Annotated in this window: 25 protein-coding genes; 18 read left to right on the plus strand and 7 right to left on the minus strand. The window is 72.4% G+C overall.

Annotation, left to right across the window (positions count from 1 at the left end; translation table 11 throughout):
* Nucleotides 1-96: 96 nt before the first annotated feature.
* Nucleotides 97-300 carry a dodecin family protein gene (locus D0Y53_RS01305; RefSeq protein WP_117201302.1) on the minus strand — a complete coding sequence of 68 codons (204 nt, stop codon included), beginning with the start codon at nt 298-300 and terminating at the stop codon, nt 97-99.
* Between the two features lie 101 nt (nt 301-401).
* Here D0Y53_RS01305 and D0Y53_RS01310 point away from each other — a divergent pair, with 101 nt between their 5' ends.
* From D0Y53_RS01310 to hemE, 4 genes are all read left to right on the plus strand, one after another.
* A complete protein-coding gene (locus D0Y53_RS01310; RefSeq protein WP_117201303.1) occupies nt 402-953 on the plus strand; it encodes a shikimate kinase in 552 nt (183 codons plus the stop codon).
* Nucleotides 950-2,041: a 3-dehydroquinate synthase gene (aroB, locus tag D0Y53_RS01315; protein ID WP_117201304.1), complete on the plus strand. Its 1,092-nt coding sequence runs from the start codon at nt 950-952 to the stop codon at nt 2,039-2,041. Before D0Y53_RS01310 ends, aroB begins: the two co-directional genes overlap by 4 nt.
* Before the next feature lie 42 nt (nt 2,042-2,083).
* Nucleotides 2,084-2,338: a WGR domain-containing protein gene (locus tag D0Y53_RS01320; protein ID WP_117201305.1), complete on the plus strand. Its 255-nt coding sequence runs from the start codon at nt 2,084-2,086 to the stop codon at nt 2,336-2,338.
* 109 nt (nt 2,339-2,447) lie between these two features.
* Complete coding sequence (gene hemE, locus D0Y53_RS01325) at nt 2,448-3,563, plus strand: uroporphyrinogen decarboxylase (RefSeq protein ID WP_117201306.1); 1,116 nt, start codon at nt 2,448-2,450, stop codon at nt 3,561-3,563.
* An 18-nt stretch (nt 3,564-3,581) separates the two neighbouring features.
* Here the strand turns inward: hemE and D0Y53_RS01330 are convergent, their stop codons facing one another.
* Entirely contained in the window at nt 3,582-7,109 is a 3,528-nt protein-coding gene (locus tag D0Y53_RS01330) for a hybrid sensor histidine kinase/response regulator (protein ID WP_117201397.1), read from the minus strand.
* Between the two features lie 130 nt (nt 7,110-7,239).
* Here D0Y53_RS01330 and D0Y53_RS01335 point away from each other — a divergent pair, with 130 nt between their 5' ends.
* Genes D0Y53_RS01335 through D0Y53_RS01345 form a run of 3 tightly spaced genes read left to right on the plus strand, consistent with a single transcriptional unit; the run spans nt 7,240 to nt 9,135 of the window.
* Complete coding sequence (locus tag D0Y53_RS01335; protein ID WP_117201307.1) at nt 7,240-8,013, plus strand: YceI family protein; 774 nt, start codon at nt 7,240-7,242, stop codon at nt 8,011-8,013.
* On the plus strand, nt 8,010-8,591 hold the full coding sequence (locus D0Y53_RS01340) for a cytochrome b (RefSeq protein ID WP_117201308.1): 582 nt from the start codon (nt 8,010-8,012) through the stop codon (nt 8,589-8,591). Before D0Y53_RS01335 ends, D0Y53_RS01340 begins: the two co-directional genes overlap by 4 nt.
* Nucleotides 8,584-9,135, plus strand: a complete 552-nt coding sequence (locus tag D0Y53_RS01345; protein ID WP_117201309.1) for a YceI family protein — start codon at nt 8,584-8,586, stop codon at nt 9,133-9,135. Before D0Y53_RS01340 ends, D0Y53_RS01345 begins: the two co-directional genes overlap by 8 nt.
* 800 nt (nt 9,136-9,935) lie before the next feature.
* On the opposite strand, the gene D0Y53_RS01350 is transcribed toward D0Y53_RS01345, so the two are convergent.
* Entirely contained in the window at nt 9,936-10,175 is a 240-nt protein-coding gene (locus D0Y53_RS01350; RefSeq protein WP_117201310.1) for a glutaredoxin family protein, read from the minus strand.
* Between the two features lie 128 nt (nt 10,176-10,303).
* On the opposite strand from D0Y53_RS01350, the gene D0Y53_RS01355 reads away from it, so the two are divergent.
* From D0Y53_RS01355 to D0Y53_RS01365, 3 genes are all read left to right on the plus strand, one after another.
* A complete protein-coding gene (locus D0Y53_RS01355; protein WP_117201311.1) occupies nt 10,304-11,686 on the plus strand; it encodes an L-serine ammonia-lyase in 1,383 nt (460 codons plus the stop codon).
* Between the two features lie 291 nt (nt 11,687-11,977).
* Nucleotides 11,978-13,090 carry an NHL repeat-containing protein gene (locus tag D0Y53_RS01360; protein ID WP_117201312.1) on the plus strand — a complete coding sequence of 371 codons (1,113 nt, stop codon included), beginning with the start codon at nt 11,978-11,980 and terminating at the stop codon, nt 13,088-13,090.
* Nucleotides 13,091-13,095: 5 nt separating this feature from the next.
* The gene (locus tag D0Y53_RS01365) at nt 13,096-14,013 is read left to right on the plus strand and encodes a peptidoglycan DD-metalloendopeptidase family protein (RefSeq protein WP_117201313.1); all 918 of its coding nucleotides are present in this window, start codon (nt 13,096-13,098) and stop codon (nt 14,011-14,013) included.
* A gap of 147 nt (nt 14,014-14,160) precedes the next feature.
* Here D0Y53_RS01365 and D0Y53_RS01370 read toward each other — a convergent pair whose 3' ends face one another.
* Entirely contained in the window at nt 14,161-15,216 is a 1,056-nt protein-coding gene (locus D0Y53_RS01370) for an HDOD domain-containing protein (RefSeq protein ID WP_233511586.1), read from the minus strand.
* A gap of 320 nt (nt 15,217-15,536) precedes the next feature.
* Between D0Y53_RS01370 and D0Y53_RS01375 the strand changes: the two genes are divergently transcribed.
* The 4 genes from D0Y53_RS01375 (at nt 15,537) to D0Y53_RS01390 (ending at nt 20,385) form a co-directional block, all read left to right on the plus strand.
* Complete coding sequence (locus D0Y53_RS01375) at nt 15,537-17,141, plus strand: peptide chain release factor 3 (RefSeq protein ID WP_117201315.1); 1,605 nt, start codon at nt 15,537-15,539, stop codon at nt 17,139-17,141.
* A 181-nt stretch (nt 17,142-17,322) separates the two neighbouring features.
* Nucleotides 17,323-17,961, plus strand: a complete 639-nt coding sequence (gene trhA / locus D0Y53_RS01380) for a PAQR family membrane homeostasis protein TrhA (protein ID WP_117201316.1) — start codon at nt 17,323-17,325, stop codon at nt 17,959-17,961.
* A gap of 78 nt (nt 17,962-18,039) precedes the next feature.
* Nucleotides 18,040-18,399 (plus strand): hypothetical protein, encoded by a 360-nt coding sequence (locus tag D0Y53_RS01385; RefSeq protein ID WP_117201317.1) that lies wholly within the window; start codon nt 18,040-18,042, stop codon nt 18,397-18,399.
* A 33-nt stretch (nt 18,400-18,432) separates the two neighbouring features.
* Nucleotides 18,433-20,385, plus strand: a complete 1,953-nt coding sequence (locus D0Y53_RS01390) for an AsmA family protein (RefSeq protein WP_233511587.1) — start codon at nt 18,433-18,435, stop codon at nt 20,383-20,385.
* A 114-nt stretch (nt 20,386-20,499) separates the two neighbouring features.
* Here the strand turns inward: D0Y53_RS01390 and D0Y53_RS01395 are convergent, their stop codons facing one another.
* Together D0Y53_RS01395 and D0Y53_RS01400 are read right to left on the minus strand one after the other, a co-directional pair.
* A complete protein-coding gene (locus D0Y53_RS01395) occupies nt 20,500-20,928 on the minus strand; it encodes a CBS domain-containing protein (protein WP_117201319.1) in 429 nt (142 codons plus the stop codon).
* Entirely contained in the window at nt 20,888-21,931 is a 1,044-nt protein-coding gene (locus tag D0Y53_RS01400; RefSeq protein ID WP_117201320.1) for a glycosyltransferase family 2 protein, read from the minus strand. Before D0Y53_RS01400 ends, D0Y53_RS01395 begins: the two co-directional genes overlap by 41 nt.
* A gap of 65 nt (nt 21,932-21,996) precedes the next feature.
* On the opposite strand from D0Y53_RS01400, the gene D0Y53_RS01405 reads away from it, so the two are divergent.
* Genes D0Y53_RS01405 through arsB form a run of 4 tightly spaced genes read left to right on the plus strand, consistent with a single transcriptional unit; the run spans nt 21,997 to nt 24,537 of the window.
* Nucleotides 21,997-22,338: an ArsR/SmtB family transcription factor gene (locus D0Y53_RS01405; RefSeq protein ID WP_117201321.1), complete on the plus strand. Its 342-nt coding sequence runs from the start codon at nt 21,997-21,999 to the stop codon at nt 22,336-22,338.
* Nucleotides 22,335-22,898: an ArsI/CadI family heavy metal resistance metalloenzyme gene (locus D0Y53_RS01410; RefSeq protein ID WP_117201322.1), complete on the plus strand. Its 564-nt coding sequence runs from the start codon at nt 22,335-22,337 to the stop codon at nt 22,896-22,898. The genes D0Y53_RS01405 and D0Y53_RS01410 overlap by 4 nt, the downstream gene beginning before the upstream one ends.
* Nucleotides 22,899-22,921: 23 nt before the next feature.
* The gene (locus D0Y53_RS01415; RefSeq protein WP_117201323.1) at nt 22,922-23,425 is read left to right on the plus strand and encodes an arsenate reductase ArsC; all 504 of its coding nucleotides are present in this window, start codon (nt 22,922-22,924) and stop codon (nt 23,423-23,425) included.
* Nucleotides 23,422-24,537, plus strand: a complete 1,116-nt coding sequence (gene arsB / locus D0Y53_RS01420) for an ACR3 family arsenite efflux transporter (protein ID WP_199491982.1) — start codon at nt 23,422-23,424, stop codon at nt 24,535-24,537. The genes D0Y53_RS01415 and arsB overlap by 4 nt, the downstream gene beginning before the upstream one ends.
* On the opposite strand, the gene mtgA is transcribed toward arsB, so the two are convergent.
* A complete protein-coding gene (gene mtgA / locus D0Y53_RS01425) occupies nt 24,516-25,235 on the minus strand; it encodes a monofunctional biosynthetic peptidoglycan transglycosylase (RefSeq protein WP_233511588.1) in 720 nt (239 codons plus the stop codon). The genes arsB and mtgA overlap by 22 nt on opposite strands.
* Nucleotides 25,236-25,271: the final 36 nt, after the last annotated feature.

A 25,271-nucleotide genomic window follows, 5' to 3' on the forward strand; every position in this document is an offset into this window, starting at 1 on the left:
CCAACGCCGCGCAGTGTACCGGTCGGCGGCCGCGGCCCGTGGCGCGGGACCGGCCGGAAGCCGGCGGGCCGTGCCCGCCGTCCGGCGCGCAGGCGCCTATTCCACGACGAACGAGATCCGCAGGTTCACCCGCCACTCCTTGACGTTGCCGCGATCGTCGGTGACCACCTTGATCTCGTTGACCCAGGCGCCCTTGATGTTCTTTACCGATTCGGCGCACTTGCTGAGCCCGGCCTGGACCGCATCCTCCATGCTGGTGCCGGATGCGGCATTGAGTTCGATGATCTTGGCGACCGACATGGCCCTTCTCCCTAAGCATCGACGGACATCCGCCGCCGGCCAGCCTAATGCCCGGCCCGTTAAGCAGGCGCAAGCGCGGGCGCGCTGCTAGCATCGCCGCCATGAATCCCGCCCCCAATCTGGTGCTGGTCGGCCCGATGGGGGCCGGCAAGACCTCGCTCGGCAAGCGTCTGGCCGAGCGCCTGGGGCTGCAGTTCGCCGATGCCGACCGCGACATCGAGCTGCGCACCGGCGCCAGCGTCGGTGCGATCTTCGACTACGAGGGCGAAGCCGGATTCCGCGCCCGCGAGCGCGCGGCGCTGGCGCAGCTGCTGGCCGGCTCCGGGCGCCTGATCGCCACCGGCGGCGGCGCGGTGCTGGATCCGGACAACTGCCGGCAATTGCGCGCGCGCGGTTTCGTGGTCTGGCTGCAGGTCGGGGTGGCGGAGCAGGCCGAGCGCCTGGCGCGCGACCGCAGCCGGCCGCTGCTGCAGGGCGACGACCGCCTGCAACGGCTGCAGCGGCTGGCGGCCGAACGCACGCCGCTGTACGCGCAGGTCGCCGACCTGGCCTTCGACACCCGGGGCCTGGCCGTGGCGGAGGCCGCCGGCGCGCTGGCGACGCTGCTGCAGACGCACTGGCGCCCCACCGTCGCGGCCGGTCCGACGGCATGAACGCCGCCGTGCGCACGATCGCGGTCGGCGGCGCCCACCCCTACGCCGTGCAGGTCGGCCCGGGCCTGCTCGACGCCGGCGACGCCCTGGCGGCGCAGGTCCGCGGCCGTCACGTGCTGCTGGTCAGCGACAGCCACGTCGCCCCGCGGTACGCCGCGCGCGTGGTCGCGGCACTGTCGGCGCACACGCCGGCGCGGGTCGCGGTCGCCTGCGTCGCCGCCGGCGAGGCGGCCAAGTCGCTGGACGGCTTCGCCGGCCTGCTGCGCGAACTGGCCGACCTGGGCGCCACCCGCGACGCCTGCGTGTTCGCGCTCGGCGGCGGCGTGGTCGGCGACCTGGCCGGCTTCGCCGCCGCCTGCTGGATGCGCGGCATCGACCTGGTGCAGTTGCCGACCACGCTGCTGGCGATGGTGGATTCCGCGATCGGCGGCAAGACCGCGATCGACCTGCCGCAGGGCAAGAACCTGGTCGGCGCCTTCCATCCGCCGCGCGCGGTGTTCGCCGACACCGCGGTGCTGCGCACGCTGCCCGAGCGCGAGCTGCGCGCCGGCCTGGCCGAGGTGGTCAAGTACGGCGCGATCATGGACGCGCCGTTCCTGGACTGGCTGCGCGCGCACACCGCGGCGCTGCTGGCGCGCGAGGACGCCGCGCTGGCCGCCGCCATCGCCCGCAGCTGCGCGCACAAGGCCGCCATCGTCGCCCGCGACCCGCACGAGCACGGCGAGCGCGCGCTGCTCAACTTCGGCCACACCTTCGCCCACGCGATCGAGGCCGAACAGGGTTACGGGGGCTGCAACCACGGCGAGGCGGTGGCGATCGGCATGCTGCTGGCCGCGCGGCTGTCGGCGGCGCTGGGCCTGGCGGCGCCGGCGCACGCGCAGCAGTTGCAGGCGCTACTCGCCGGCTTCGGGTTGCCGACCGCGCTGCCGGCCGGGCTGGCGGCCGAGGCGCTGCTGGCGCGCATGCGCCTGGACAAGAAAGCCGCCGGCAACGGCCTGCGGTTCGTGCTGTGGGACGGTCCCGGCGCCGCGCGACTGCTTGCCGGGGTGCCGGAGGCGGCCGTGCTGGAGGTGCTGCGCAGCGCCTGAAACGCGCGGCCGCCGCCCGCGCCACGGCTACAATAGCCGGCCATGCGCCTGCTGCTGCAACAACGTCCCGACGGCCACCAGGCCCCCCGCTTCGTGCAGTTGCTGCTCGAACGCGACCTGCTGGGCGGCTGGACGCTGGTGCGCGAAAGCGGGCAGATCGGCGGCCGCAGCACGCTGCGCCGCGAGCAGTACCTGGACCAGGCCAGTGCCCTGGCCGCGTTCGAGCACGCCCGCGACCTGCAGCTGAAGAAAGGCTTCCAGCTGATGTTCGCCCAGGGTGAGGCGTCGCGTTCGTGAACCGCCGGCCCGGCCGTCCGCGCCGCGCCGCACGCGCGGCCGCGCAGGCCCGGAGCGCCGACATCCGCGACGCGGCGCCGGCGACGACGGCCGGCCGGCCACCCACCCCATGACCACCATCCCACGGGAGTGCACCCGAGTGTCGACCCCCCACAACGACCGCCTGCTGCGCGCGCTGCGCCGCGAACCCGTCGACCGTACCCCCGTCTGGCTGATGCGCCAGGCCGGCCGCTACCTGCCCGAATACCGGGCGGTGCGGGCGAAGGCCGGCAGTTTCCTGGCGATGGCGAAGCATCCGGAGCTGGCCTGCGAGGTCACGCTGCAGCCGCTGCGGCGGTTCCCGCTGGATGCCGCGATCCTGTTCTCCGACATCCTCACCATCCCCGATGCGATGGGCCTGGGGCTGTATTTCGTCGAAGGCGAGGGGCCGAAGTTCGAGCGCCCGGTGCGCGATGCCGCGGCGATCGCGAAGCTCGGCGTGCCGGACATGGAGACCGAGCTGCGCTACGTGATGGACGCGGTGCGCACCATCCGCCGCGAGCTGGACGGCCTGCCCAGCCAGAGCCGGGTGCCGCTGATCGGCTTTTCCGGCAGCCCCTGGACCCTGGCCTGCTACATGGTCGAGGGCGGCGGCAGCAGCAACTACGCGCGGATCAAGGCGCTGGCGCTGAACGACCCCAAGGCGCTGCACGCGCTGCTCGCGGTCAACACCGACGCGGTGATCGCCTACCTGGCCGCGCAGCGCGCCGCCGGCGCGCAGGCGCTGCAGGTGTTCGACACCTGGGGCGGAGTGCTGTCGCCGGCGATGTACCGCGAATTCTCGCTGCCCTACCTGACCCGCATCGCGCGCGAACTACCCCGCGGCGAGGGCGCGCAGCGCACGCCGTTGATCCTGTTCGGCAAGGGCAACGCGCCCTATCTCGAGGAACTCGCCGGCTGCGGCTGCGAGGGCTTGGGCGTGGACTGGACGGTGACCCTGGAGGAAGCCGCGCGGCGCACCGCGGGCAAGGTCGCGCTGCAGGGCAACCTCGACCCGGCGATGCTGTACGGCTCGCCCGACGCGATCCGCGCGCAGGTGCGCCTGGCGCTGGACAGCTACGCCGCCGGCCACGGCGGCTCGCGCGAGGGCCATGTCTTCAACCTCGGCCACGGCTTGTCGCCGGACATGGATCCGGCGCACGTCGCGGCCCTGGTCGACGAAGTGCACGCCTACAGCGCGCGCTGACCCTGCGGCAGGCGCGCCTCAGGCCGGATCCGGCAGCGGCAGCAGGGCCTCGATCGCCTCGGCCAGCATCGCGCCGGTCAGCGGCTTGCGCAGGAAGCCGTCGAACCCGGCAGCGCGCGCCTGCGGCTCGGCCTCGGCATCGGCGCGCGCGGTGATCGCCAGCAGCGGCATCGCGACGCCCTGGGCGCGCAGCGCCTGCGCCAGCGCCAGCCCGTCCATGCCCGGCAGGTCGAGATCCAGCAGCGCGAGGTCGAAGCGTGCGCCCGCGGCCGCCGTCAGCGCCGCCAGGCCGTGCGCGGCGTGCACCACCCGGTGGCCCTGCACCCGCAGCAGCCCGGCCAGCACCTCGGCCACGGTCGGTTCGTCCTCCACCAGCAACAATTCGAGCGGCGGCCGCGCCCCTGGCGCAGCCGGCGTCGCGACCGGCGCCGCAGCCGCCGCGGCCGCCGGCGGCAACGGCAACTCGACCGTGAAGCGGGTGCCCGCGCCCGGCGCGCTGTCGACGTCGATCCGCCCGCCCATCGCCGCCGCCAGCTCCTGGCTGATCGCCAGCCCCAGGCCGCTGCCGCCGTAGCGCGCGGCGGTGCGCGGGCCTTCGGCCTGTTCGAAGCGCCGGAACAGCCGCGCCTGCTGTTCGGCATCCAGGCCGGGGCCGGTGTCGCTGATCACGAAGCGCACACCCTGCGGCGCCAGCGGCTCCGCGCGCACGCCGACTTCGCCCGCCTCGGTGAACTTGATCGCGTTGCCGAGCAGGTTGAGCAGGATCTGCCGGATCCGCAGCGCGTCGCCGAGCAGCACTGCGGGCACATCCGTTGCCACCTGCTGCACGAAGCGCAGGCCTTTGCGCTGCGCCATCGGCGCTTCCAGCGCGACCACGTCGGCGACCAGCGCCTGCGGGGAGAACGGCTGCGGCGCCAGTTCCAGCTTGCCGGCCTCGATCCGGGCCAGATCGAGCGCGTCGTTAACCAGCCGCAACAGGTGGTTGCCGGCGCGACGGATCGCTTCGGTGTAGTCGCGCTGGCGCGCGTCCAGGCCGGTCCCCAGCAGCAGTTCGCTCATGCCCAGCACCCCGGTCATCGGCGTGCGCACCTCGTGGCCGAGGGTGGCCAGGAACCGGGTCTTGGCCAGCGAAGCCTGCTCGGCGAGTTCGCGCTCGTGCGCGATCAGCCGCAGCGCATGGCGCTGCTGCAGGCGCGCGCGCCAGGCAGCGGCGATCCACCACAACGCCAGCGCCACCAGCGCCAGCAATCCGGCCAGCGCCCACGGCGTGCGCCACCACGGCGGCAGCACCCGCCAGCGCAGCACCTGCTCGGCCGCGGGATTGCCGGCGGCATCGCTGGCGCGCAGATGCAGCGCATAGGCGCCCGGCTGCAGGCCGCTGAAGATGCGCTCGCCGTTGCCGCCCTGCGCCAGCCAGCCGCGGTCGTAACCCTGCAGCCGGCTGAAGTAGCGGTTGGCGAGCGGGTCGGCATAGGCCAGCAGGCGCAGGCGCACGCGCAATTCCCGGGTCTGCGGCGACAGCGCGATCGGCCCCGGCGGCAACGCCTGCCAGCGCCCGGCCCGGCGCACCGCAACCTCGTCGATGCGCAGCTCCGGGCGCGCCGGCGCCGGGTCCGGCGCGGTGGTGTCGACCAGCACCACGCCGCCGTCGGTGGTGGTGGCGGCGAGCACGCCGGTATCGGTCAGGGTGATGCTGTGGGTCTCGAATTCCTGGCTGCTGAGCCCGTCCTGCACGCCGAAGCGGCGCACGCGGCGGGTTTCCGGATCCCAGCGGAACAGGCCGCGCGTGGTCGACAGCCAGACGCGGTGGCTGCGGTCGATGCGCATGCCGGCCGCCTCCACCGCCGGGATGCCTGCCTCGGGGCCGGCCCCGGCGACGCGGCGCCAGGCGCCGCGCACGCGCCGGTACTGCTCCAGGCCGGTCAGCCGCGACAGCCACAGCACGTCGGCGCCGTCGAAGGCCATCGCGTACACGCGCCCGCTCCCCAGCGCCGGCTGCGGCTCGAAGCGCTCGCGGCCGGGATGCCAGCGGGCGACACCGCCATCGCCGGCGATCCACACGCTGCCGTCGGCGGCGAGCTCCAGCGCCTCGATGTCGGCATTGCCGAGGCCGTGGCTGCCCGCCGGCAGGCTGCGCAGCAGCTTGCCGCTGCGTCCATCGCGCTGCTGCACGCCGCTGCCGTTGCACGACAGCCACAGGCTGCCGTCGGCGCCCAGCCGCAGCAGGTCCAGGCCGGGGAACACCGGCTCCTCGGCGTCGTCCGGCCGCCAGCGACGGACGCGGCCGTCGCCGTCGATGCGCACCAGCCCGCTGCGCTCGCCCGCCCAGAGCCCGCCGCGCGGGTCCTCGACGATCGCCATGAACTTGCTGCCCTGCAGCGCCTCGACCGTGGCCGGCGGCAGGTGCTCCACGCTGCCGTCCGCGGCCAGGCGTTCGGGCGCGCCGGCATAGTTGGCCAGCCACACGCCGCCCCGGCGCGCCGGCGCGATCCCGCGGTAGAGGCTGCCGCTCAGGCCGCCGTCGCTGCGCGCGAACTGCGCCAGCTGACGCCAGTCCGCGCGCAGGTAGCCCAGCCCGACGCCCGGGATCGGCGCCCACAGCGCGCCGTCGTCCTGCAGCAGCAGCGAGGCCACGGCCTTGCTCATGCCCGGGCCGTTGTCGTGCACCGGCACCGGCACGCCGTCGGCGCGCGTGCGCCACAGGCCGCGCTGGCTGCCGATCCAGAATTGCCCATCGCGGTCGCGCGCCAGCACCATCATCGCGTTGGGGCGTTCGAACATCGGCGACCAGGACGGCGCCACCCAGCGCCCGTCGCGGCTGCGGCGCCAGACGCCGCTGCCGGCGCCGACCCAGATCGCGTCGCCGTCGCGGGTCAGCGAGAACACCAGCGGCGCCGGTTGCGCGCCCGGCAACGCGATGCGCTCGAAATCCTTGCCGGTCCAGCGCGCCACGCCCTGCGTGGTGCCCACCCACAGCGTGCCCTGTGCGTCGAACAGCAACGCCAGCACCGTGTCCGCCGGCAGGCTGCGCGGATTGCCGGCCTCGGGCATGTAGCGGGTGATGCGGCCGTCGGCGTCCAGCCGGTGCAGGCCGCCGCCGTAGGTGCCGAACCACAGCGCGCCGTCGCGGCTGGCCAGCGCCCAGGTGTCGTCGCTGCCGATCGCCGGATAGTCGGCCTGGCGGTAATGGCGGAAGTGCCGGCGCTGGGGATCCAGCACGCTCAGGCCGCCGGCTTCGGTCGCGACCCAGACCCGGTCCCGGGCGTCGACGTGCAGGGCCTGGATGTTGTTGCCGGGCAACGCATCCGCCGCGCCCGGGGCACTGCGCCAGATGCGGAAGCCGATGCCGTCGTAGCGCGCCAGTCCGTCCGGCGTGGCCAGCCACAGATAGCCGGCACGGTCGCGCGCCACCGCGTTGATGCTGCTCGACGGCAAGCCCTCGGCGACGCCGACCAGGCGGAAGCGCGGCGTTTCCGGCACCCCGGCCAGGGCCGGCGCGGCGCACAGCCACAACAGCCCCGACAGCATCCATGCGATGCGCGACATGGCGCCCCCTTTGCCGCCGCAGGCCGCGGCGCCCCCCGCCGGCATGGTCGCAACCCGGGTCGGCGGCCGCAAGTCGCACCGTTCCACCGGCGCGACGGAGGCTTGCGTCGTTCCGGCCTAGAATCCCGGCATGCCGTATCGTCCCCTGCCGCTGCCGTTTCCGCGCCTTCGCCCGCCGCTGCGCGCCTGCCTGCGCGCCTGGCCGCTGCTGGCCCTGCCCGCGCTGGCGCTGCCTGCGTCGGCGCTGGCGCAGGCCGCAGGCTACCGGCTGGACCCGGTGCATACGCGGGTGCTGTTCGGGGTCAGCCATGCCGGCTTCTCGACCGCGCTGGGGACCGTGTCCGGGAGCACCGGCACGCTGGCGTTCGACCCCGAGGACTGGCGCAGCGCGCGGCTGCAGGTGGAGGTGCCGCTGCTCCGCGCCGATCTCGGCGACGCGGGCTGGAACCGCGCGCTGGCCGCCCGCAACCTGCTCGACACCGCGCGCTGGCCGGTGGCGAGTTTCGTCTCCAGCCGCATCGAACCCATCGACCCGGCCCGCGCCAACGTCTGCGGCACCCTGACCCTGCGCGGAGTCGCCCGCGAGCAGTGCCTGCAGGTGACCTTCCACCAGCTCCGGCGCGCGCCCCTGCCGCCGTTCCGGCGCACCGCCGGCTTCTCCGCAACCGCGACCCTCAAGCGCAGCGACTTCGGCATCGATGCCTGGAAAAGCATGATCGGCGACGAGGTCGAGTTGCGGATCGAGGCCGAGGCGGTGCGCGACGACGAAGCGCTCAAGGCGCTCCAGGCCCTCGACACCCTTGAGGCGCCCGCGGCCGTCCCCGCCCCTGCGGCGCCACCGCCCGCCGACGCGGCCGCGCCACCGCCGGTGCCCGCGCCGCCGCCCGCGCGTCCGCAGCCATGATCCTGAAGAATTCCGCCACGCGCTGGGGCGCGGTCAGCCAGGCGCTGCACTGGCTGATCGTGGCGCTGATCCTGGTGATGGCCTACCTCGGCCTGAGCATGACCGAGCTGCCCAACACCCCGGTCAAGGTCCGCGTCTATGCGCTGCACAAGTCGATCGGCCTGGGCATCCTGGCGCTGGTGGTATTGCGGCTGGCGTGGCGCGGGTACGCCGGCGCGCCGCGCGCGCTGCCCGGGCCGCGCTGGCAGCAGCGCGCGGCTGCACTGGCCCACGCCGCGCTGTACGGATTGCTGCTGGCGATGCCGCTCAGCGGCTGGCTGGCGCATTCGGCCAGCGGCTTTCCGCTGCGCTGGTTCGGGCTGCTGCGGGTGCCGCCGCTGGTGGCGCGCAATCCGGCGCTGCAGGACCTGGCCGAGCGCTGGCATGCGGCCCTGTTCTGGACGCTGGCGGCGCTGGTGCTGGTGCATGCGGCCGCCGCCTTCTGGCACCACCTGTTCCGGCGCGATGCCACCCTGGCGCGGATGCTGCCGCGCGGCTGGCTGCGCGTCCCGGCTTCCGAGGAGTCTTCCGATGCGTAATTGCGTTGTCGTGTTCGCCGCGCTGTTCGCGCTGATCGCCGCCCCGGCCCTCGCCGCCGACTATCGGCAGGCGCCGGGTTCGACCCTGGCGTTCGCCGGCAAATACCAGGACGAGGTGTTCGTCGGCCGCTTCCCCGGGTTCGTCACCACGCTGACGTTCGATCCGGCGCAGCTGGCGGCGGCCAGGCTGGAGGTGACCATCCCGCTGGCCACCGCCACCACCGCCAACCCCGACTACGACAGCGAGCTGCGCGGTGCGGCGTTCCTGGACAGCGCCCGTTTCCCGCAGGCGCGCTACACGGCGAGCCGCTTCCGCAGCCTCGGCGGCAACCGTTACGCGGCCGACGGCACGCTGGCGCTGCATGGTATCGAGCGGCCGGTCACGCTTACCTTCACCTGGACTGCGGGCGCGCGACCGGTGCTGGCGGGCCAGGCCACGGTGCGGCGTCTGGACTTCGACGTCGGCGGCGGCGACTGGGCCGATACCGATCTGATTCCCAACGAAATCGCGATCAGCACCCGCGTCGTCCTGCAACCACGCTGATCTTCCGGTCCCCCCGACTGCTGCTGTTTCTCGGAGGAAGGCCGGCAGCATTGCCGTCATCCTCGCAAAAACGGGGCTTTCGGCAGACGCGCGTCTGTCCATCCAGCGTCGAGCCATAGAGGGGCAAGCGCGCCCTGCTTCCGCAGGAATGGCGGATAAACACGCCCCCGGCTTCAGACGGAGTCGCCGCCCGGCGGGCTGGGGGTGCTGCGCCCTCCTGACGACCTCCTGTCTTTAAGTCGGGGCGTAGGGCGTGCCTGGCCTGACTTCGGGCCATGGCCTGGCCTTGAGAGATCGGCTTCGGAAGGAGTCGCCGCCCGGCGGGCTGGGGGTGCTACGCCCTCCTGACGACCTCCTGTCTTTAAGTCGGGTCGTGGACCCTCCATGGTCCACTCTCCGCACCCCCAGCCCGCCGGGCGGCGACTGCGCGAGCTTGGAGTCCGTCGCTTCGGGCGGCTTTTTTCTGCAGGCGCCGACTCACTGCGCAGAAGCCGGTGGCCCGGCCTGTGCGGGACCGTCGGCGGCATGGATGCCGCCGAGGAGCCTACAGGGATGTATTCACGGCGTGTCCCGCACAGGTCGGGCCACCGGCTTCCCTCGCAGAGGCTCCGTGCTTGTGACAAGAACCCAGAGTGCCTGCCCTATGCGCAGCGCGATGCCAGCAAAGGTGTCGGCAGGCGGATCCGGGCGAGACCATTGCCAGCCTGGAGTCAGCGCGGAGCCTGGCGGAATGTCTTCACGACGTGATCTGCACAAGCAGGGCCGACGGCTTCCCCGCAAGGATTCCTGCTGCCACGGCCCTATGGGGCAGCGAGGAAGGCGCGGAGGGTGTCGGGCGTGAATGGCCAGTCGAGTTCGCGGCCGGCGACCGCGTCGCGCAGGACCGGCACGCGCTGGCCGTAGCACTGTTCAAGCTCGGGATCGTCGTCGATGAATACGCTCTCGAACGCCGGCGCACGCACCGTCGCGAGCGCCTCCAGCGCCAGGTCGCAGAGGTGGCAATCGTCGCGCTGGTAGAGGATCAGGGCGGGCGGCGTCATGCGGACTCTCGTTGACGGGCGGATGCGGATCGTCGGCGCCACATGCACGCGCGGCCGCCTAGAATAGCCGCGTCCGGCCGCGCTGCCGGGCGCGCGGCGGTGGCCGCCCTTTTACCCGGAGATCCGTGTTGGCCGTCAGCACCTTCGACCTGTTCAAGATCGGCATCGGCCCCAGCTCCTCGCACACGGTCGGGCCGATGCGCGCGGCCGCGCGTTTCGTCGAGCGCTGGCTGCACGAGACCGGCACGCTCGACCGCACCGCCCGCATCCGCGCCGAGGTGTTCGGCTCGCTGGCGCTGACCGGCCGCGGCCACGGCACCGACAAGGCGGTGCTGCTGGGGCTGGAAGGCCACATGCCCGACACCATCGACCCGGACCTCATCCCCGCCGCACTGGAGCGCATCCGCGGCGAGCGCCGGCTGCTGCTGCGCGGCAGCCATGCGATCGGCTTCGAGGAGAAGACCGACCTGGTGATGAACAAGCGGCAGAAGCTGCCCTACCACCCCAACGGCATGCGCTTCACCGCCTACGATGGCGACGGCGCCATCCTCGCCACCCGCGACTACTACTCGGTCGGCGGCGGCTTCGTGGTCAACCAGGACGAGGCCGCGCAGGACCGCATCGTCGCCGATACCACGGCGCTGCCGCATCCGTTCCGCAGCGGCGACGAACTGCTGGCGCGCTGCGCGGCCGACGGCCTGAGCATCGCCCGGCTGATGTGGGCCAACGAACGGGTCTGGCGCAGCGACGAGGAGATCCGCGCCGGGTTGCGCGCACTCTGGGACGCCATGCAGGCCTGCGTGCAGCGCGGCATCCGCGCCAGCGGCACCCTGCCCGGCGGCCTGCACGTGCAGCGGCGCGCGCCGCTGCTGCACGCCGAGCTGACCGCCAGGCCGGCGCCGACGCCGGCCGACCCGCTGACCACCCTGGACTGGGTCAACCTGTTCGCGCTGGCGGTCAACGAGGAAAACGCCGCCGGCGGCCGGGTGGTGACCGCGCCGACCAACGGCGCCGCCGGCATCATCCCCGCGGTGCTGCACTACTACACGCGCTTCATCCCCGGCGCCGACGAGCAGGGCGTGTTCGACTTCCTGCTCACCGCCGCGGCGATCGGCATCCTGTACAAGGAAAACGCCTCGCTTTCCGGCGCCGAGGTCGGCTGCCAGGGCGAGGTGGGCGTGGCCTGCTCGATGGCCGCCGGCGGCCTGGCTGCGGTGCTGGGCGGCAGCATGTCGCAGGTCGAGAACGCCGCCGAGATCGGCATGGAGCACAACCTCGGCCTGACCTGCGATCCGATCGGCGGGCTGGTGCAGATCCCCTGCATCGAGCGCAACGCGATGGGCTCGGTCAAGGCGATCAACGCCGCGCGCATGGCCCTGCGCGGCGACGGCAAGCACAAGGTCAGCCTCGACAAGGTGATCAAGACCATGCGCGACACCGGCCGCGACATGCAGGACAAGTACAAGGAAACCTCGCGCGGCGGGCTCGCGGTCAACGTCATCGAGTGCTGAGCCGGTAGACGCGGCCGCCCGCCGGGCGCTTGCGGTCCGGCGATCCGCGCGCAGCGTCGGGCAGCGCGGCAGCGCCTCGCACCGGCCTTGGCCCCGCACCCGCAAGCAACTGCGTGCGGAGTCCGGCCGGGCGGCAACCCGGTTGCCGGCACCCCGGTACCGTCCGTCGCGGATCGCCCTGGCGGCTCCGGCCCTGTCCTGGCTGGCCGATCGCCGTGTCGCCAGGCAGGGACGGGGGCGTGCAGTCCCCGCCCCCGTCGCATTTCTTCCCGATATCCGCATACTGCGCGCATGCGGAAACGAATCTTCCCGGGCGCCTGCGTCGCCCTGCTACTGGCTGCCTGCGGCACCACGCAACCGCGCCTGGAACCGGCGCCCGCCCCGGCCGGGCCGGCGGCCGCAGCCGCGCCGGCTGTCCAGCGCATCGCCGAGGCCTGGGTTTCGGCCCCGACCCCGGCCGAGGAGCTGGACTCGCTGGCGACCTGGACCACGCCCGACGGCGACACCTGGCTGATCGCCACTGCCAAGTCCACCCACCGCCTGGTGGTGTACGACGCGCAGACCGGCCAGCGGTTGCGTACCGTCGGCGGCGAGGGCACCGCGCTGGGGCAGTTCGACCGCCCCAACGGCGTCGCCGTGTACGGCGATCACCTGTTCGTGGTCGAGCGCGACGACCACCGCGTGCAGGTGTTCACGCTGCCGGATTTCGCCCCGCTGGGCAGCTTCGGCGGCGACATCCTGCGCAGCCCCTACGGCATCTGGATCAACGAGACCGAACCCGGCGAACTGGAGGCCTACGTCACCGACAGCTTCATGTACGGCAAGCGCTTCGACCAGGTGCCGCCGTGGCGCGAACTCGACCAGCGCGTGCGCCGCTTCCGCGTGCAGTTCGACCAGGCCGGGCGGCTGCGCGCCCATTACGCCGGTTCCTTCGGCGACACCCACGAGGACACCGCGCTGCGGATGGTGGAGTCCATCGCCGGAGACCCGGCCAACGACCGCCTGCTGATCGCCGACGAGGACACCCGCCACGCCTCCACCCTGCGCGAATATTCCTTCAGCGGCCGCTACACCGGGGTCAGCCTGCCGCAGGACGTCTTCGGCGCCGAGGCCGAGGGCGTGGCGCTGTGGGCCTGCCCGGACGGTGGCGGCTACTGGATCGCGGTCGACCAGCTGTCGCCGCTGACCACCTTCCATCTGTTCGACCGCCTCACCCTGGAGCCGCGCGGCAGCTTCGAAGGCCAGGTCACCGCGCACACCGACGGCGTCGCGCTGCACGCGATCGCCACGCCGCGCTTCCCCGGCGGCGCGCTGTACGCGGTGCACGACGACAAGTCGGTGAGCGCGTTCGACCTGCGCGACGTCGCCGCCACCTTCGGCCTGGCGGCGGATTGCGTGCACTGACGGCGATGCCCTTGCGCCCGGCCCTCGCCCGCCTGCTGCCCGCGCTGCTCGCCGCGCTGGTGGCAGCGAGCGGCGCGGCGCAGGCCGGCAAGGTCTACAAGTGGACCGACCGCAACGGCGTGGTGCATTACGGCGACCGCCCGCCGGAAGCGAAAATGGCGGCCTCCCCGATCACGGTGATCCCGGTGCAGGCGCAACCCGGCGCGATGGTGCGGCTGCGGGTGGAAAACGACCGCGGCGCCTATCTGGCCTGGGCCGACAACACCCTGGCCGGGCCGATCGAGGTGCTGCTGCGTTTCGGCAGCCAGCGCAACGTCGCCGGCGATCCGCCGCTGCCCGCGCGCGCCACCGTGCCGGCGCGCGGCAGCGCGCTGGTGGCGCGGATCGGTGCCGCGGACCCTTCGCTGCCGGGCCAGTTCGAGCTGCGCCTGGACGGCATTCCCGGCGATCCCTCGGCGCGGCCGCGCGACGTCGACTACCTGCTGCCGCTGCGCCAGCGCGCGCTGCAGGTCGACCAGGGCTACGGCGGCAGTTTCAGCCATACCGACCCGCAGAACCGCTACGCGGTCGATTTCGCCGCCGACGTCGGCACCCCGGTGCTGGCCGCGCGCGCCGGCGTGGTGATGCAGGTGGAGAGCGATTTCGACAAGGCCGGCCTCAATCGCGAGAAATACGGCGGTCGCGCCAATTTCGTCCGCATCCTGCACGAGGACGGCAGCATGGCGCTGTACGCGCACCTCAAGCCCGAGGGCGTGCTGGTGCGCGTGGGCCAGCGGGTGCAGGCCGGGCAGCAGATCGGCCTGTCGGGCAACACCGGCTTCACCACCGGCCCGCACCTGCACTTCGCGGTGCAGGTCAACCGCGGCATGCGGCTGGAATCGATCCCGTTCCGCATGCGGGGCGTGGAGGCGGCGGCGCGCTGACGTCGGGCGCCTCCCGGGCTCCGGCAACGCCCGTCGGCGGGTGCAGCGGCGAGCGGTTCGCGCGGGCCGCGACGGCGGTACGCCCGGCCCGGAACGCCTTCGGCGGGCCGCGTCCGCGACCGCCCGCGACGGCGGTTCCGTCGGCCGCTACGCCGCGTCGGCCATCTGCGCGACCATCTCGCGCCAGCGCGGCAGCTTGTCGTGCACGCCGACGGTGCGCAGGTACGCTTCGTCCACCTCGGTACCGGTCACCAGCGCGAAGGCGACGTGCACCGCGCCGGTCACCCAGAACCCGCCGGAACGCACGCGCGCCGGATTGTGGTGGTAGGCGACCGCTTCGACGATCGGCATCGGCAATCCCCACAGGCCGAGCAGGTAGGCGCCCGCCTCGGCATAGTGCGGGCCGCCGTCGGCGCCCACTCCCGGCAGCAGCAGGCCGATCTCGGAGAGCAGGCCGGCGGTTACCGCCAGCTCGGCGCTGGCGCCGGCCAGCAGGCGACCGGCGAGGCGGGAGGTGCGCAATGCGCGGTCCTGCAGGGCATCGCGATCCACCCGGCTGGCCGACTGGATCGAGCCGAAGGTTTCGCTCGCCAGCACCAGCCGGCGGATCGCCTGGTGCCCGAGCCGGGTCACCGCCATCCGGAAATCGGTGATCTGGCGGCCGCCGGAAAAATACGCGGAGTTGCACAGGCGCAACACTTTCGCCGCGATCGCCGGATCCTGCGCCAGCACGTCGGCGATCTCGCCGTTGCTGGCCTCCGGGTCGCGCAGCAGCTGCGTCAGTTCGATGTACACCCGCGGCGGCGGCGGCAGCGAGCCGATCGCTCCGATCCGGCGCTTGAGGTCGGCGTTGCCGAGCAGCTCGCGCAAGTCGGCCAGGCTCTCGACCGCCTCGATCAGTTCGCCGGCGTCCAGCGGCACGCGCAGCAGCCGATGCGCGCTGTCCAGCGCCTGCAGCACGTCGGTTTCCTGCTCCGCTTCGACCAGCAGCACGCGCACGGCCGAGGGATGGCGTTCGCGCACCTGCTTCAGCAGCTCGGCCTGCGCCCGGGTGGCCACGTAGACGTCGATCGGCTCGCACGCATCGAGGGCGTGGGCCGGGTCCAGCGGGCGTTCCACCTCCCAGTCCAGTCCGAAGTCGGCCAGCGCCTGCTCGAACTGCCCGACACGACCGCCGTCCTCGCCCAGGATCGCAATGCGCACGCTCCACTCCTCCTTGTTTTCCCCAACGATAACGCCCGCTGGCCGGTTTTCTTGAGGCGCGCCGCGATCTGCGCAGGCGCGCACAGTCCGATGCGGCACGGGGTCTCGCCCGCGGGTCGGACGGCGAGAACACCGTGCACGCGGGCGGGAGAGACCGCGACCCTGTGCGCGGCCTGGATGCCGCGGATGAGCCCGCAGGGCGCCCATGCGGCTTTCCTGTCGGCCTTTCCCCTCTCCCGCCCGGCGCGCTGCGCGGCACCCGGCGCCGGTATAATCGCTGCCTCCCCGCTTTCGGCCGGCGCGTCCTGCGCCGCTTCGCCATGCCCGACGTTTCCCTCGAAGCCGCGCGCCGCCGCACCTTCGCGATCATCTCGCACCCAGACGCCGGCAAGACCACGCTGACCGAGAAGCTGCTGCTGTTCGGCGGCGCGATCCAGCTGGCCGGCTCGGTCAAGTCGCGCAAGACCACCCGCAGCGCCACCTCCGACTGGATGGCGCTGGAGAAGGAGCGCGGCATCTCGGTGACCAGTTCGGTGATGCAGTTCCCCTACGCCGGCCGCATCGTCAACCTGCTCGACACCCCCGGCCACGCCGACTTCGGCGAGGACACCTACCGCGTGCTGACCGCCGTCGACTCGGCGCTGATGGTGATCGACGTCGCCAAGGGCGTGGAGGAGCGCACGATCAAGCTGATGGAGGTGTGCCGGTTGCGCGACACGCCGATCATGACTTTCATCAACAAGCTCGACCGCGAGGGCCGCTCGCCGATCGACCTGCTCGACGAAGTCGAATCGGTGCTCGGCATCCGGTGCGCGCCGGTGACCTGGCCGATCGGCATGGGCCAGCGGCTGAAGGGCGTCGTCCACCTGCTCAGCGGCGAGGTCCACCTGTACGAGCCCGGGCGCAACTTCACCCGCCAGGACTCGACCATCTTCGCCTCGATCGACGACCCGCAACTGGAAGCGCGGATCGGCGCGGCCATGCTGGCCGAGCTGCGCGAGGAACTGGAGCTGGTGCAGGGCGCCTCGCATCCGTTCGACCAGGCCGCCTACCTCGCCGGCCGGCAGACCCCGGTGTTCTTCGGCTCGGCCGTCAACAACTTCGGCGTGCAGCTGCTGCTGGACTTCTTCGTCGAACACGCGCCGGCGCCGCGGCCGCGCGCGACCACCACCCGCGAGGTGCAGCCCGCGGAGGACAAGCTGACCGGCTTCGTGTTCAAGATCCAGGCCAACATGGACCCGCAGCACCGCGACCGCGTCGCCTTCATGCGCATCTGCTCGGGCGAATTCCGCGCGGGGATGAAGGCCTTCCACGTGCGCAGCGGCAAGGAGGTCAAGCTGGCCAATGCGCTGACCTTCCTGGCCAGCGACCGCGAGATCGTGGAAACCGCCTATCCCGGCGACGTGATCGGCATCCACAACCACGGCACCATTTCCATCGGCGACAGCTTCAGCGAAGGCGAGCCGCTGCAGTTCACCGGCATCCCCAACTTCGCCCCGGAGCTGTTCCGCCGCGCGCGCCTGCGCGATCCGCTCAAGCTCAAGCAACTGCACAAGGGCCTGGCCCAGCTCAGCGAGGAAGGCGCGACCCAGTTCTTCCGCCCGCTGATGAGCAACGACCTGATCCTGGGCGCGGTCGGCACGCTGCAGTTCGACGTGGTCGCCTACCGGCTCAAGGACGAGTACGGCGTGGACGCGAGCTTCGAGCCGGTGCAGGTCGCCACCGCGCGCTGGATCCGCTGCGACGATGCCAGGACGCTGGAGGAATTCCGCGACAAGCACGCGCTGCACCTGGGCATCGATGCCGCCGGCGAACTGGTCTACCTCGCCCCCAGCCGGGTCAACCTGCAGCTGGCGCAGGAACGCGCGCCGGGGGTGACGTTCCTGGCCACCCGCGAGCACGCGCGCACGGTCGCCACCGACTGATGCCCGCCGGCGCGACGGCGCCGTCGTCCGCGACCGCGACGCTGGCCGGCAAACCCGCGGACGCCCGCACAGGGGAAGCGACGCCTTCGCGCGACCGCTCGTCCCGGCCCCCCCGCTCGCGGCCGCGCCCGCGCCCGCGCAGCCGAGCATTTGCTCCAGCGGGGGCCGCGATGCTGCGGCCATGCAGGTCGCGTCGCCCCGCGAGGAAGTCGCCAATGCCATGACCCACGGCGCCGGGGCGCTGGCCGCGCTGGCCGGCGGGGCGACGCTGATCGCGCTGGCGGGACTGCGCGGCGACGGCTGGCAACTGGCCGCGGCGATCGTGTTCGGCGCCAGTTTGCTGCTGCTGTACGTGACCTCCACGCTGTACCACGCGGCCCGGCAGCCCCGCATCAAGGCGCGGCTGAAGGTGCTGGACCATTGCGCGATCTACCTGCTGATCGCCGGCACCTACACCCCGTTCACCCTGGTCGCGTTGCGCGACAGCGTGGGCTGGTGGCTGTTCGCGGCGATCTGGTCGCTGGCCGCGCTCGGGATCGCGTTCAAGCTGCGCTTCACCGGGCGCTTCAAGCTGGTGTCGACACTGGTATACGTGGCGATGGGCTGGCTGGCGCTGATCGCGATCCGGCCGCTGCTGGCCGCGCTGGGCGGCTGGAGCCTGGGCTGGCTGCTGGCCGGCGGCGGCGCCTATACCCTGGGCACGGTGTTCTATCATCGCCCGTCGCTGCGCTATTCGCATGCGGTCTGGCATCTGTTCGTGATCGCCGGCAGCCTCTGCCACTATCTCGCGGTGCTGCCGCTGCTGCTGTCGCCGCGCTGAGCCGCGCGGCGAGGCTTCACCGCCGCTTGACCCTGCGCTGGCAATGGTGGGCGGCGATCCCGGCCACGCGAGGTTCCCATGCGCCACTTCATCTGCCTGCCGTTGCTCGCGCTGCTGCTGCTCGCCGGCTGCAACCGCAACGCCGCCGAGTCCGCCGCGCCGACAACGGATGCCCCCGCGCCTGCCGCCGCACCCGCCCGCGATGCCGCCGGCGCGCTCATGCGCTACGCGTGCGACGGCGACACCGAGGTCGCCATCCTGGAGGGCGAGCGGGCCCGGGTGTTCCTGCCCGAGGGCCGCAACATCACCCTGAGCAAGGTCGCCGGCAGCCAGCCGCCGGTGTTCACCGGCGCAGACCTGTATTTCGCCATCGGCGACAACGGCGCGTACCTGACGCAGGGCGACCGCACCAATGAACTGACCTGCCGGCCGCAATAAGCGGCTGCGCCGATGGCGGATCCGGACGCCCGCATGCCTCCCTTCGATCCGCGCCGGGCGTGGGCCGGGCTGCGGCGGCATCCCTGGCTGGCTGTGCTGGCCTCGCTGCTGGCCGCGATTGCGGTGCTGGTCGCACTCTGGGACTGGAATTGGTTCCGCGGCCCGATCGAACGCCAGGTCGAGGCCCGCACCGGGCGCAGTTTCGAGATCGGCGGCAACCTGGACGTCGACCTCGGGCGCATCACCACGATCCGCGCCGACGCGCCCAGCTTCGGCAACGCACACTGGTCGAAGGCGCCGATCATGGCCAGCACCGACCGGCTCGAATTCGGCATCGCCGTGTGGCCATTGCTGCTGCATCGCGAGGTTCTGATCCCGGACATCCGCCTCGCCAAGCCGCGTCTGCACCTGGAAAAGGGCCCCACGGGCGTCGGCAACTGGGTGTTCGGCGAGCGCGGCGAAATGCAGCCGCGGTTCCGGCGGCTGTGGATCGACGACGGCCGCCTGCGCTTCATCGATGCCGCGAACAAGACCGACATCGAAGTCGCCGTCGACAGCACCGCGCAGGGCAAAGGCCAGGTCGCGCCACCGATCGACGTCGAAGGCGGCGGCCGTTGGCACGGCAACAGGTTCAGCGTGCGCGGCCACGCGCAATCGCCGCTGGACCTGCGTGATCCGCGAAGCCCCTACCACATCGATGCCCACGCCCAGGCCGGCGGCACCAAGGCGCATGCGCGCGGCACCCTGCTCGATCCATTGCGGCTGCGCGATTTCGACCTGAAGCTGGCGCTGGCGGGCCAGGACATGGCCGACCTGTACCCGCTGCTCGGCATCGCCACGCCGCCCACGCCGCCGTATGCGCTGGACGGACGCCTGACCCGCGAGATCCAGGGGGCTCGCACCACCTGGCATTACGACAGCTTCGGCGGCACGGTCGGCGACAGCGACCTGTCCGGCAGCGCCAGCATCACTACCGGCGGTCCGCGCCCTTACCTGCGCGCACAGCTGGTGTCGAGACAACTGGATTTCGACGATCTCGCCGGCTTCGTCGGCGCCGCGCCGCGGGCCGGCGGCAGCGAGAGCACCAACCCTGAACTCGCCGCGCAGGCCGCGCGCCAGCGGGCCAGCCCGAAGCTGCTGCCGGACACGCCCTACGCACTGGAAAAACTGCGCGCGATGGACGCCGCCGTGCGCTGGAAGGCGCAGCGGATCGACGCGCCCAAATTGCCGCTCGACGACATGGACGCGCACCTGCTTCTGGAAAGTGGCGTCCTGCGGCTGCAGCCGCTCGACTTCGGCGTCGCCGGCGGCGACATCCGCGCCGACATCCGCATGGACGCGCGCCAGTCGCCGATCCGCACTCGCGCCGACATCGCCGCGCGCGGCCTCAACCTGGGGCCACTGCTGCCTGAGGCAAAACTGGCGGAGGACGCGATCGGCAAGCTCGGCGGCCAGGTATCGCTGCGCGGCAGCGGCAACTCGATCGCGCGGATGCTGGGCAGCAGCGATGGCGACGCCGCGCTCGGCATGGGCCGTGGCCAGATCGGCAACCTGCTGATGGAATACGCGGGTCTGGACATCGCCGAAGCGCTGAAATTCCTGGTGCAGGGCGACCGCAAGATCCCGATCCGCTGCGCGTTCGGCGATTTCGCGGTCGAGGACGGGGTGATGACGGCACGTGCGCTGGCCTTCGACACCACCGACACCATCATCGTCGGCGAGGGCACGATCAGTCTGAAGGACGAGACGCTGCAGTTGAAGCTGCGACCCCGCCCCAAGGACCGCAGCCTGTTGGTGTTGCGTTCGCCGCTGATCGTCGGCGGCACGTTCAAGGATCCGGACTTCCATCCGGATTACGCGCGCGTCGGCTTGCGCGGCGCGATCGCATTGGCGCTGGGCAGCATCGCGCCACCGGCCGCCTTGCTGGCAACCCTGGAACTCGGCCCGGGCGAGGACGCCGCCTGCGGCGGCAACTACGCCAAATGAGCGGCGCCCGCCGCGCAGCAAGGGCTGCCCGCGCGCACGGCAGGAACGCATGGTGGACGCGCGGCCTGTGGCGCGGCGCGATTTTCGTCCGGCGTCGCGGCGCGCCGCCGGCGTTCAGCTGGCGATGTAGCGCTGCAGCTGTTCCAGCTCCAGTTGCTGGTCCTCGATCACCGCCTTGACCAGGTCGCCGATCGACACCACGCCCAGCACGTTGTCGCCGTCCAGCACCGGCAGGTGGCGGATGCGACGGTCGGTGACCAGTTGCATGCAGCGGTCGGCCGTGTCCTCCAGGCCGACGCCGATCACCTCGGCGGTCATGATGTCGCGCACCGGGGTGTCCTTCGACGAGCGCCCCTGCAGCACGATCTTGCGGGCGTAATCGCGCTCGGACACGATCCCGACCAGGCCGCCGGCCTGCATCACCAGCAACGCGCCGATGCGTTTTTCGGCCATCAGCCGGATCGCGTCGATCACCGGCGCGTCCGGGCCGATGGCGAAGATCTCAGGCGCTTTCGCCTCCAGCAACTGCCGCACGCTGCGCATGGCCATCTCCTTCGACAGGGGACTGGCGCGAGCATACCCCGGGCGCTGTCGCGGCGCATGCTGGCGCCGGCCGCCAGGCGTCGATCAGGTACAGCGGGCGCTGCTTGGACTCCATGTACAGGCGCCCCAGGTATTCGCCGATCAGGCCCAGCGCCACCAGCTGCACCCCGCCCAGGAACAGGATCACCGTCATCATCGTCGGCCAGCCGGCGACCGGGTCGCCCCACAACAGCGCCTTGAGCACGATCCACAGCGCATACACGAACGCCAGCAGCGCCGTCAGCACGCCCAGATAGGTCGCCAGCCGCAGCGGCGCGGTGGAGAAGCTGGTGATGCCCTCCAGGGCGAAATTCCACAGTTTCCAGAAGTTGAACTTGCTGCGGCCGGCGATCCGCGGCTCGCGCTGGTAGGCGATCGCCACCCGCTCGAAGCCGACCCAGCCGAACAGGCCCTTCATGAAGCGCTGGCGCTCGCGCAACTGCCGCAGCGCCGCCAGCGCGCGCGGCGACAGCAGGCGGAAGTCGCCGGTGTCCTCGGGGATCGGGGTCTTCGACAGCCGCCCGATCAGGCGGTAGAAGACGTGTGCGGTGCCGCGCTTGAGCCAGCCCTCGCCGTCGCGGGCGATGCGGGTGCCGTGGACGTCGTCGTAGCCCTCGCGCCATTTGGCCACGAACTGCGGGATCAGCTCGGGCGGGTCCTGGGCGTCGGCGTCCAGGATCAGCGCGGCGCCGGCCTCGACCCGGTCCAGGCCCGCGGTCAGCGCCGCCTCCTTGCCGAAGTTGCGCGACAGCCGCAGCAGCGCCACCCGCGGGTCGGCGGCGGCGAGCCGCTGCAGCACGGTCCAGGTGCCGTCGCGGCTGCCGTCGTCCACGTACAGCACCCGGCCGTCGACGCCCTCGCCGCGCAGGCGGTCCAGCACCGCGGCAATGCGCGGGTGCAATGCGGGCAGGGCGTCGGCCTCGTTGAAGGCGGCGACGACGACGGTGAGCAGGTCCCGGGACATGGTGTGATGGTAGCGGGCGCGACGGCCTGCTTGACGATATTCCATATTTCTGGAAGTATCGAACAATGCACACCGATACCGCCCTCCAGGCCCTGCATGCCCTCGGCCAGCCCAGCCGCCTGGCCGCCTTCCGCGCCCTGGTCCAGGCGGGCGTGGACGGATTGAGCGTGGGCGAGCTGCGCGAGCAGCTCGACCTGCCCGCGGCGACCCTCAGCGCCCATCTCAACGTCCTGCGCCGTGCCGGCCTGGTGCGCGATGCGCGCGCGGGCCGGGTGATCCGGGTCAGCGCCGCCTACGCGCAGATGAACGCCCTGCTTGCCTATCTCACCCAGAACTGCTGCGCCGGCGCCGATTGCGGCACGCCCGCCGCGCCCTGCAGCCCATCCCCGGAGGAATCCCGGCCATGACCGCCCAGCACCGCTTCCACGTCCACGTCCACGTCGCCGATCTCGACGCCAGCCTGCGCTTCTACACCCGGCTGTTCGGCACCGATCCGAGCGTGCAGCAGCCCGATTACGCCAAATGGATGCTCGAGGATCCGCGCCTGAACTTCGCCATCTCCAGCGGCAAGGCCGGCGCCCCCGGCATCGCCCACCTCGGCCTGCAGGCGGACACGCCCGAGGCGCTGGCGGCAATCGGCGCCCGTCTGCAGGCGGCCGATGCGGTGGTCCTGGCCGAAACTGGCACCACCTGCTGCTACGCGCGCTCGGACAAGTTCTGGGCGCAGGATCCGCAGGGCGTGCGCTGGGAGGCATTCCACAGCCACGGCGCGGCGACCAGTTACTACGCGCCGGCCGCCGAGGCGCCGGCCACGACCTGCTGCGGCCCGGATGCAGTGTGCGCAGCCCCGGCTACCGCCGACCAGGCTTGCTGCGACAGGCCGGCCACCGCGAGCCAAGACACCTGCTGCGGTGCGACTTCCGCCAGCCAGGACGCCTGCTGCGGCTCGGCCGCGACCTGCTGCTGATCCCGTCACTCCCACACCCGGCCATGACCACGAATCCTTGCAACGTGCTGTTCCTGTGTACCGCCAATTCCGCGCGCAGCGTGATGGCCGAAGCCCTGCTCGAGGTGCTCGGTGCGGGCCGCTTCCGCGCCTTCAGCGCCGGCAGCCACCCGAGCGGCCAGGTGCAGCCGCTGGCCGCCGAACTCGCCACGGCGATCGGCTACGACCCCGCGCACCTGCGCAGCAAGAGCTGGGACGAATTCGCGGGTCCCACAGCGCCGCGCATCGACCTGGTGATCACCGTCTGCGGCAACGCCGCCGGCGAGACCTGCCCCGCCTGGCCGGGGGCGCCGGCGCGCGCGCACTGGGGCGTGGACGATCCGGCCGCCGTCGCCGGCGACGAGGACGCCCGGCGACGCGCCTACTGCGCCGCCTTCGACGCGTTGCGCCGGCGCGTAGAACGGCTGGTCGCATTGCCGCCGGCCCAACTCGGGCCCGCGACGCTGCAGCAGGCGGCGCGCGCGATCGGCACGGAGCCGGCGCCATGACCGCGGTCGCCGCGACCGCCGAGCCCGCGCCGCCCGCGCTGGGCCGGTTCGAACGCTGGCTGAGCGCCTGGGTCGCAGCGTGCATCGTCGCCGGCATCGGCCTGGGGCGCGGATTCCCGGCGGCGTTCGCGGCGCTCGGCGACGCACAGGTCGCCAACGTCAACCTGCCGGTGGCGGTGCTGGTGTGGCTGATGATCGTGCCGATGCTGATGAAGGTCGACTTCGCCGCGTTGCGCGCGGTCGGCCGGCACTGGAAAGGCGCCGGCGTCACCTTGTTCGTCAACTGGGCGGTGAAGCCGTTCTCGATGGCGCTGCTGGGCTGGCTGTGCATCGGCGTGCTGTTCCGGCCGTGGCTGCCGGCAGCGCAGATCGAGTCCTACATCGCCGGGCTGGTGCTGCTGGCGGCCGCGCCGTGCACGGCGATGGTGTTCGTGTGGAGCAACCTGTGCCGTGGGGAACCGCATTTCACCCTCGCCCAGGTCGCGCTCAACGACGCGATCATGCTGGTCGCGTTCGCGCCGATCGTCGGCCTGCTGCTGGGGCTGTCGGCAATCACGATCCCGTACCCGACGCTGCTGCTGTCGGTGCTGCTGTACATCCTGGCGCCGATCGCGATCGCGCAGGGCCTGCGCCGCGCCTGCCTCGCGCGCGGCGGCCAGGCGGCGCTGGACCGCCTGCTGCGCCGGCTCGGACCATTGTCGCTGCTGGCGCTGCTGGCCACGCTGGTGCTGCTGTTCGGTTTCCAGGGCGAAACCATCGTGCGCCAGCCGCTGGTGATCGCGTTGCTGGCGGTGCCGATCCTGCTGCAGGTCTACTTCAACGCCGGCCTGGCCTACTGGCTCAACCGCCGTTTCGGCGTCGCCCACTGCGTCGCCGGGCCGAGCGCGCTGATCGGCGCCAGCAATTTCTTCGAGCTCGCGGTGGCCGCGGCGATCGCCCTGTTCGGGCTGCGCTCGGGCGCGGCGCTGGCGACCGTGGTCGGGGTGCTGATCGAGGTGCCGGTGATGTTGTCGGTGGTGCGCATCGTCAACCGCTCGCGCGGCTGGTACGAGCGCGGCGCCGCTGCCGGCCGGCCGCCGCCGGCCCTGCCTCAGTCCAGCGTCTCCAGATAGGCGCTGCCGCCCAGGTGGCGCATTTGCCGCTGGATATTGGCGCTGCGGCGGCGCACGTAGGGGCCGGGGTTGCGGGCGTCGTAGCGCCGCGGGCTCGGCAGCACCGCCGCCAGGCGCGCGCTTTCGGCCGGCGACAGGCCGCTGGCATCCTTGCCGAAGAAGCTGCGCGCCGCCGCCTGCGCGCCGTACACGCCATCGCCGAACTCGGCGATGTTGGCGTACACCTCCAGGATCCGGCGCTTGGGCCACAGCGCCTCGATCAGCACCGTGTACCAGGCCTCCACGCCCTTGCGCACCCAGCTGCGACCGCTCCACAGGAACAGGTTCTTGGCCACCTGCTGGCTGATCGTGCTGGCGCCGCGCAGCTTGCGCCCGCGTGCGTTGTTGCGGCGCGCCTTGGCGATCGCCTCGAAATCGAAGCCGTGGTGCACGGGGAAGTTCTGGTCCTCGGCGGCCACCAGCGCCAGTGGCAGGCTCGGCGCGATCCGCTCCAGGTCGCGCCAGTCGTGGACGATGCCGTAGTCCCAGTCGCCCTGGCGCCAGGCCGCGAGCTGGCGCGCGGCCATGAACGCCGAGAACGGCGGGTCGACGAAGCGCAGCGCCAGCACCTGCAGCCCCGTGACCAGCACCCACAGCAGCGGCAGCGCCAGCAGCCAGCGCCACCAGCGGCGCCGCCGACGCCGGGGCGGACCGGGCACGAGAAGCGGTTCGGCTTGCACTAGCGGTCCCCGATC

Source organism: Cognatiluteimonas weifangensis, assembly GCF_003416885.1.
Classification (GTDB): domain Bacteria; phylum Pseudomonadota; class Gammaproteobacteria; order Xanthomonadales; family Xanthomonadaceae; genus Cognatiluteimonas; species Cognatiluteimonas weifangensis.